Genomic DNA, 6600 nt, shown 5'->3' with positions numbered 1-6600 from the left:
AGTTTGGGGAATGTTTGATACGATGATGAACTACAAGGCCATCATGTTCCCTGAAGTTGAGATTTGGTTTGCGGATGACTACACAGATAGTATCGTGGGTGTGATGTTCGTCCAACACGACGGTGATTTCCAACAAGAAATGGAAATGCCTTACTCTGGTGACCACTCATGGTTGGGCAAGGGATTGATTGTCTCAATCCGTGATGAAGATAATATCGTCATGGACGTGTCAGCACGCGTCTTGGCATACGAAGCAGCTGTTGCGGAAGAAGAAGCTAACAACGACGCTGAGTAATAAAAAACACGCTTAACGGCGTGTTTTTTTAGTTTTGAAACTATTCCATACATCACAGCGTCTAATAAGTGTTGAAAGTTAGGGGGAACGTAACATGCGTGAAGAATTAATCGCAACGCTGAAAGAAAATCAAACAGCGTTGTACCGCGTTGCGTTAGGCTACGTTCATACGGAAGCAGAGGCGCTGGATATCGTGCAAATCAGTGCTGAAAAAGCGTTACGTCAGGTGGGACAGGTGAAAGAAAAACAATATCTCAAAACCTGGTTGTTTCGAATTTTGATTAATACAGCCATCGATGCACAACGTAAACAAGCCCGCCGCCATGAAATTGGTGACGATGTCTTAACGTTTATGCCAGCTTTGGCAGGAGTTGCACCAGAAACTCGCTTAGCACTTGAACAAGCGGTGAGTGATTTGTCTGATAAAGAACAGGCGATTATTCGGTTGCATTTTTTTGAAGATCAAACCTTTGGGGAAATTGCGCTGACATTGCAGTTGTCAGAAAATACGGTCAAAACAACGTATTATCGCAGTCTGAAGAAATTGGAAGCCTTGATGGACGGGGGAATTTAACATGACTTTAGCAGATTTGAAGATTCAGTATACACAACAGGATATTCCAACTGAAAAGTTGACGGCTGTTATCAACCAAGCGATTGTCGCAACTGCACCAAAGCGCAAGCGCTTGAATTGGTGGCAATCATCAGTGATTGGTGTCGGTGCTGTAGCAGCAGCTTTTACGCTGGCGCTTAACACATCGTATTCATTCGCGAATGCATCAGAACGGGTGCCAGTTGTGCGTGATGCCGTGAAAGTTTTATTGTTCCGCGAGTACAAGCATGTCGACAAGACGTCGTATGCGGATATTAAGGTGCCTTTGTTGACGAACCTACGTGACCGGCAATTATCTGATAAGTTAAATACGGCCTATGCAGAAGAGGGTCGCGCATTATACGAGTCCTTCATGAATAAGACCAATGATACGCCCAAGTCGATGACACAAACCTATGCTGAAAAGGTAAACAACGAGCAGCTGCTTGTGCTGGAACGTCGTCAGGATATCTCGTCGGCCGATACCGCTACGAAGCTGCGTTACACAACAATTGATAAGCAAAACGGGCTGGTCGTAACACTGCCGATGCTATTTAAGGCGAACGCCTATCAGGCAATTTTGAAAAATTATGTCAATGAACAAATCGCAGCGTCGAAGCAGTATGACACACCGGTCGCAGCGATTGGACCTAAGCAGACGTTCTATATTAATAATAAGGGTGAACTAGTATTGGTTTTCCAGCGCGGTGAAATTGCACCGATGTATGTTGGTGCGGTTGCGATGACGATTCCAACTGATGAGATTGATAGCCAATTGATATCACATGCTTACGTGAAGTAATTGTATCTAATTGAATTTTAATATAACCGCTGTTTTGTGTATGAACAGCGGTTTCTTTGTGTTATGCTAATTAGATTATGACAGAAAAAGGAGGGCGGAAAGTTGCAAGATTTCATGCAGTTGGATCGTAATTTGAAGCTACGATCATTAACTGTTTTTCTAACAGTCTTACTGGGTAGTTCAATTGGACCGAATGTAACGGTTTATTACGTTGAATATTTTGGGGCCTTCATTACCGGCTTTTTGTTGATTGCCGTCTCAGTGGCCGGTTTTATTGCTGGCTTGTATGGTGGTCACTTGGCCGATGTGTTGGGGCGTAAAAAGACCATCTTGATTGGATCGGCCATGATTATTGGCGGCTATGCGCTGGCTATGCTGATGAATTCGCCGTGGTATACCAACCCGTATATCACGTTCGTTGGGTTCCTGACTGCTTCAGTCGGGGCGTCATTCGCCGATCCGGCCGAACAAGCGATGATGATTGACTCGTCAACATTGAAAAATCGTAAGTTTGTCTTTGCGTTGATTTACTGGATCATTAACATTGGTGTGATGATTGGGGCGGCCGTTGGTGGTTGGTTCTTCCGTGATTACCTCTTTGAATTGTTAATGGGCTCAATGATTGTCGGCATTATTAATGCGGCGATTATCAAGTGGGGGATGGCGGAAACGCTGGATATGACAACCGTTAAGACGAATTCGTCAGTCTGGAGTGCTATCAAGTCATACGGGCATGTGCTGACGGATAAGCGTTACTTGCTATTCATGTTCGGAACGATTTTCTCGGTCGTTGTTTATTCACAACCAGATTTCTATTTGGCAGCGCACTTGGCAGAGTCGTTCCACGACTACACACTGTTTGGCATTCATTTTTATGGCCAACGGATGCTCTCGTTTATGCTGGTAATTAATACGGTCTTAATCGTCTTAACGATGTCAGCATTTAATCATATGACAAATCGCTGGCCGCTAATCCGTGGTTATATGATTGGGACATTCTTGCAAGGCCTCGGCTTTGCCATGGCCTTCTTGCTCCGCGACTTTTGGCCACTGGCCTTTACGGCGGTTGTCTTCACGGTTGGTGAGATGATTAATGTGCCATCAAGTCAGACGTTGCGTGCGGATATGATGAACCCGGAGAAGCTCGGGGCTTACTCAGGTGCGTTTGCTGCGACGCGGCCACTGGGTAATATTGTTGCTGGGGTGATGGTGTCAGCCTCGCACTTTGTTGGCAATATCGGTGCGGCCGTAATGTTGATGGTTGGGGTGCTGATTGCGATTTATTCAGTTGCCACTGCTGCAAAAATGAAAGCGTCATTTTAATAGTCGATTATATGAGAATAGCCGCAGGATCATGATGTTAAATGATCCTGCGGCTATTTAATTTATTAGTTTGCTTTATCTTTCTTATGATTATCGACCTTTGATGTCTTAGTATCGGCAGCTTCACTTTTAGCGGCAGCTTTGTCAGCAGCTTGTTGTGAGGACAGCGCCTTCGATAAATCGGTTGCATTATCATTTGCGGCATCCACGGCGCTCTTAGCAGAGTCCTGTGCGGCCTTAGCTGCATCATTCGCCGTTTTAACAGCTGCTTCTGCAGAATAACGCGCCTTAGTTAGTTCGGATGACTTCTTATCAAGCGCAACTTGTAGCGAAGAAGCCTTGTCCGCTGATTCGTCGGCGTTCTTGAGTGCCGTCACGTAATCCTCACCACTTTTGGCGGCCTTGTTTAACAAATCAACACCGCCGTTCGTTGCCAACACCAGGCTATACAGGTTTAACGCTGATTGCCAATTGTTGTGGCGGATTTCTTTGTCCGCACGCTTAAGGTAGTTAAGTTGCTCAAGGGCGGTGCGGTTTTCGACGGAAACGCGAATGCCACGGGCCGCAGAGTAGTAGATAGCGGCATCTGACCAGTTGTGGGCCGCGACGGCATTACGCGCATTGCGCATATTGCCTTGATAGCTTTTGTTTTCATTGAATGCATCAACACCCCAGTAGATCCCGGCTGCAGTCGCAGCGAGGGCGATTAGGGTGATGACAGTCCACTTAAGTTTCATGTGACCTCCTTGAAGATAGAACGCTTACCATTGTACAGGAAAAATAGTGCGAAAAACAGGACAAATATGAAATTAACCGCATTAATCAGGCTGTAGACTGAAAAAATATAACAAAAAAGCCGACAAGCAAATGCTCATCGACTTCGTTAGCTGGGATAGCTGGATTCGAACCAGCGATACACGGTACCAAAAACCGATGCCTTACCACTTGGCCATATCCCAATAATAAATGGGGGCTATAGGATTCGAACCTATGAACCCGAAGGAATGGATTTACAGTCCACCGCGTTTGACCAGACTTCGCTAAACCCCCATCATATAAACGCTTTAGCGATATGTATCGCCTCAACGAATATATACTATACAGAATATTTATTTAGATGTCAACACTATTTCTTGAACTTTGTTTTGCCAAGCATCAAAGAAGTTATCAGCCGTCCATTCTTGCAAGCGCCGACGGTTATAACCAACGCTGGGGTTGTAGTAAGTAACCCCATTTTTTTCACGTGGCGGCACGGTAACGTGAATGTGGCCGTAAAAGACATGACGCACATTGTCGTAACTTTCGAGTAGTTCACCAGTGCGTGGTGACCCTAAGACGCCGTTCACAGTTGCCCAGCGTCGATCGCCGATTGGAAAAATCAATTCATCCCCAATTGGGGCAAAGTGGGTCATGAAAATGACTTGCTTACCGGCAGCTTGTGCGTCATCGAGGAGCACCTTCATTTGGGCCAACCCTAAATCCATGCGCTCCGGATCGGTCATTGGTTGTTCAATAATCCGGTCGTAGTAAAAACCACGGCGGAAGGCGGCAACATCTGCCGGGTCAATGCCCCGGGCAAATGGGTAATCATACCAACCATTGTGACCGATAATCCGCCAATCCGTGCCGGGAATGTCGACGTACTTATTATGAAGGTAAAAATCATTCACGGGTGATTCGAGCTCAGCAAAATCTGTGCCACGCCCCATGTCGTGATTACCAGCAATAAACAAGACTTTGGTCTGGTCACCCAGGTTTTCTTGCAAATCACTCACATATGCCATTGATTTCTTAAAATCGTTAAAAAGGTCACCAGCAATTAGGTAATAATTAACGTTCATTTCTAGAATTTTTTGTGTTTGTTTCGCTAAAATTTCGGCGGGTTCTTGCTTATTTATGTCCAAGTGATTGTCACTTGTAACAGCGATTTTAACCATGATATCGCCTTTCTTTCCTGATATATCAATTCATTGTACCAAACGCGAAACTATCCTTGTAGGAAAAAGTAAAATCAATTTCTGATACCTTCTTGTGGAAATGAAGAAATTCAAGTAAACTTAATAAGTATTTTCTAATGAATTAGTTATGTTAAAACAAATAAATATAAATTCGTAAGGAGCTTTTCTATGGAATCAGAAAAGAAATTCCTGGGACAACCACGCGGTCTACAAACATTGTTTATGACCGAAATGTGGGAACGTTTCAGTTACTACGGTATGAAGGCCATTTTGCTTTACTACATGTGGCATTTGATTGCGACAGGTGATTTGAACGTCACGAAGGCAACGGCAGCGTCAATCATGGCCATCTATGCGTCAATGGTTTACCTATCAGGTGTTGTCGGTGGTTTCATCGCTGACCGTTTGCTAGGTCAACGTCGCACGGTCTTCTGGGGTGGTGTTTTGATCATGTTTGGTCACATCGCCTTGTCATTGCCATTCGGGGCACCGGCCATGTTCGCCTCAATGATCTTGATTGTGTTGGGAACTGGTTTGTTGAAGCCTAACGTTTCATCATTGGTTGGGTCACTTTATAAAGATGGTGATTCAGCCCGTGATGCTGGGTTCTCAATCTTCGTCTTCGGAATCAACTTGGGTTCATTTATTGCCCCATTGCTAGTTGGTTGGACGCAAGAACAGGCCGGCTTCCACGTCGCCTTCTCATTGGCCGCTATCGGTATGTTCTTCGGTTTGTTGCAATTCCACTTTGGTGGCAAGCACTTGCACGAAGATTCAATGTACGCCCCAGACCCATTGCAACCGCAAGAAGTGAAGCCTTTGGTCACTAAGATTGTCCTTGGTGTCATTGCCTTTGCGTTGGTTGTCTTGTTGATGGTTTTGATGGGCTGGACGAGCTTGCAAAACTTCGTTAACTTGTTGACGATTGTCGCTATTTTGTTGCCAATCGGTTACTTCACGTTGATGATTACGTCAGCTAAGGTTAACAAGGAAGAGCGTTCACGTGTTGTCTCATACATTCCATTGTTCTTGGCAGCTGTGTTGTTCTGGGCCATTGAAGAACAAGGATCAATCGTTTTGGCAACTTTTGCTGCCGAACGTGTTGATACGTCATGGTTCCCAGCGTCATGGTTCCAATCACTGAACCCATTGTTCATCATGCTATACACGCCATTCTTTGCCTGGTTGTGGGTTAAGTGGCAAAAGAACCAACCATCTTCACCAATGAAGTTTGCGATTGGGTTGATGTTCGCCGGTGCGTCATTCTTGTTGATGGCCTTGCCTGGTGCAATGTTTGGTACGGCTGGTAAGGTGTCACCACTTTGGTTGGTTGGCTCATGGGCCTTGGTTATCATCGGTGAAATGTTGATTTCACCAGTTGGTTTGTCAGTTACAACGAAGCTAGCGCCTAAGGCATTCATGTCACAAATGATGTCAATGTGGTTCTTGGCTTCATCAGCTGGTTCAGCGTTGAACGCCCAGTTGGTAACGTTATATAACCCTAAGAACGAAGTGGCTTACTTCGCTTGGTTCGGAATCGCCTCAGTTGTGCTTGGTGTGGTCTTGGTATTCTTGGTACCACGTATCAAGCGCTTGATGGCCGGTGTTAAATAGTAAACGAAAAGAGCAG

7 protein-coding genes and 2 tRNA genes are annotated in these 6600 nt (G+C 45.2%); 5 read left to right on the top strand and 4 right to left on the bottom strand.

Going from position 1 to position 6600, the window contains the following annotated elements; translation table 11 throughout:
* The 4 genes from WEIDD23_RS06435 to WEIDD23_RS06420 form a co-directional block, all read left to right on the top strand.
* On the top strand, nt 1-295 hold a 295-nt coding region (locus WEIDD23_RS06435; RefSeq protein WP_197458828.1), incomplete at its 5' end, for a hypothetical protein.
* 94 nt (nt 296-389) lie between these two features.
* Entirely contained in the window at nt 390-869 is a 480-nt protein-coding gene (locus tag WEIDD23_RS06430) for an RNA polymerase sigma factor (RefSeq protein WP_010375000.1), read from the top strand.
* Between the two features lies 1 nt (nt 870).
* Nucleotides 871-1689 carry an RsiV family protein gene (locus WEIDD23_RS06425; protein ID WP_010374999.1) on the top strand — a complete coding sequence of 273 codons (819 nt, stop codon included), beginning with the start codon at nt 871-873 and terminating at the stop codon, nt 1687-1689.
* A 102-nt stretch (nt 1690-1791) separates the two neighbouring features.
* Entirely contained in the window at nt 1792-3012 is a 1221-nt protein-coding gene (locus WEIDD23_RS06420) for an MFS transporter (RefSeq protein WP_010374998.1), read from the top strand.
* 65 nt (nt 3013-3077) lie between these two features.
* Here the strand turns inward: WEIDD23_RS06420 and WEIDD23_RS14640 are convergent, their stop codons facing one another.
* The 4 genes from WEIDD23_RS14640 to WEIDD23_RS06400 all read right to left on the bottom strand — a co-directional run bounded on the left by WEIDD23_RS14640 (nt 3078) and on the right by WEIDD23_RS06400 (nt 4949).
* Nucleotides 3078-3749 (bottom strand): hypothetical protein, encoded by a 672-nt coding sequence (locus tag WEIDD23_RS14640; protein ID WP_010374997.1) that lies wholly within the window; start codon nt 3747-3749, stop codon nt 3078-3080.
* A 150-nt stretch (nt 3750-3899) separates the two neighbouring features.
* Nucleotides 3900-3971, bottom strand: a tRNA-Gln gene (locus WEIDD23_RS06410).
* 8 nt (nt 3972-3979) lie between these two features.
* Nucleotides 3980-4062: transfer RNA gene (locus WEIDD23_RS06405), tRNA-Tyr, on the bottom strand.
* A 59-nt stretch (nt 4063-4121) separates the two neighbouring features.
* On the bottom strand, nt 4122-4949 hold the full coding sequence (locus WEIDD23_RS06400) for a metallophosphoesterase (protein ID WP_010374996.1): 828 nt from the start codon (nt 4947-4949) through the stop codon (nt 4122-4124).
* A gap of 189 nt (nt 4950-5138) precedes the next feature.
* Between WEIDD23_RS06400 and WEIDD23_RS06395 the strand changes: the two genes are divergently transcribed.
* The gene (locus WEIDD23_RS06395) at nt 5139-6584 is read left to right on the top strand and encodes a peptide MFS transporter (protein ID WP_010374995.1); all 1446 of its coding nucleotides are present in this window, start codon (nt 5139-5141) and stop codon (nt 6582-6584) included.
* The last annotated feature ends 16 nt before the right edge of the window (nt 6585-6600 follow it).

This window comes from Weissella sp. DD23 (genome assembly GCF_001579105.1).
Taxonomy (GTDB): Bacteria; Bacillota; Bacilli; order Lactobacillales; family Lactobacillaceae; genus Weissella; species Weissella cibaria.
The sequence above is the reverse complement of the archived record's forward strand: the minus strand, read 5'-3'. Positions and strand labels throughout refer to the sequence as shown.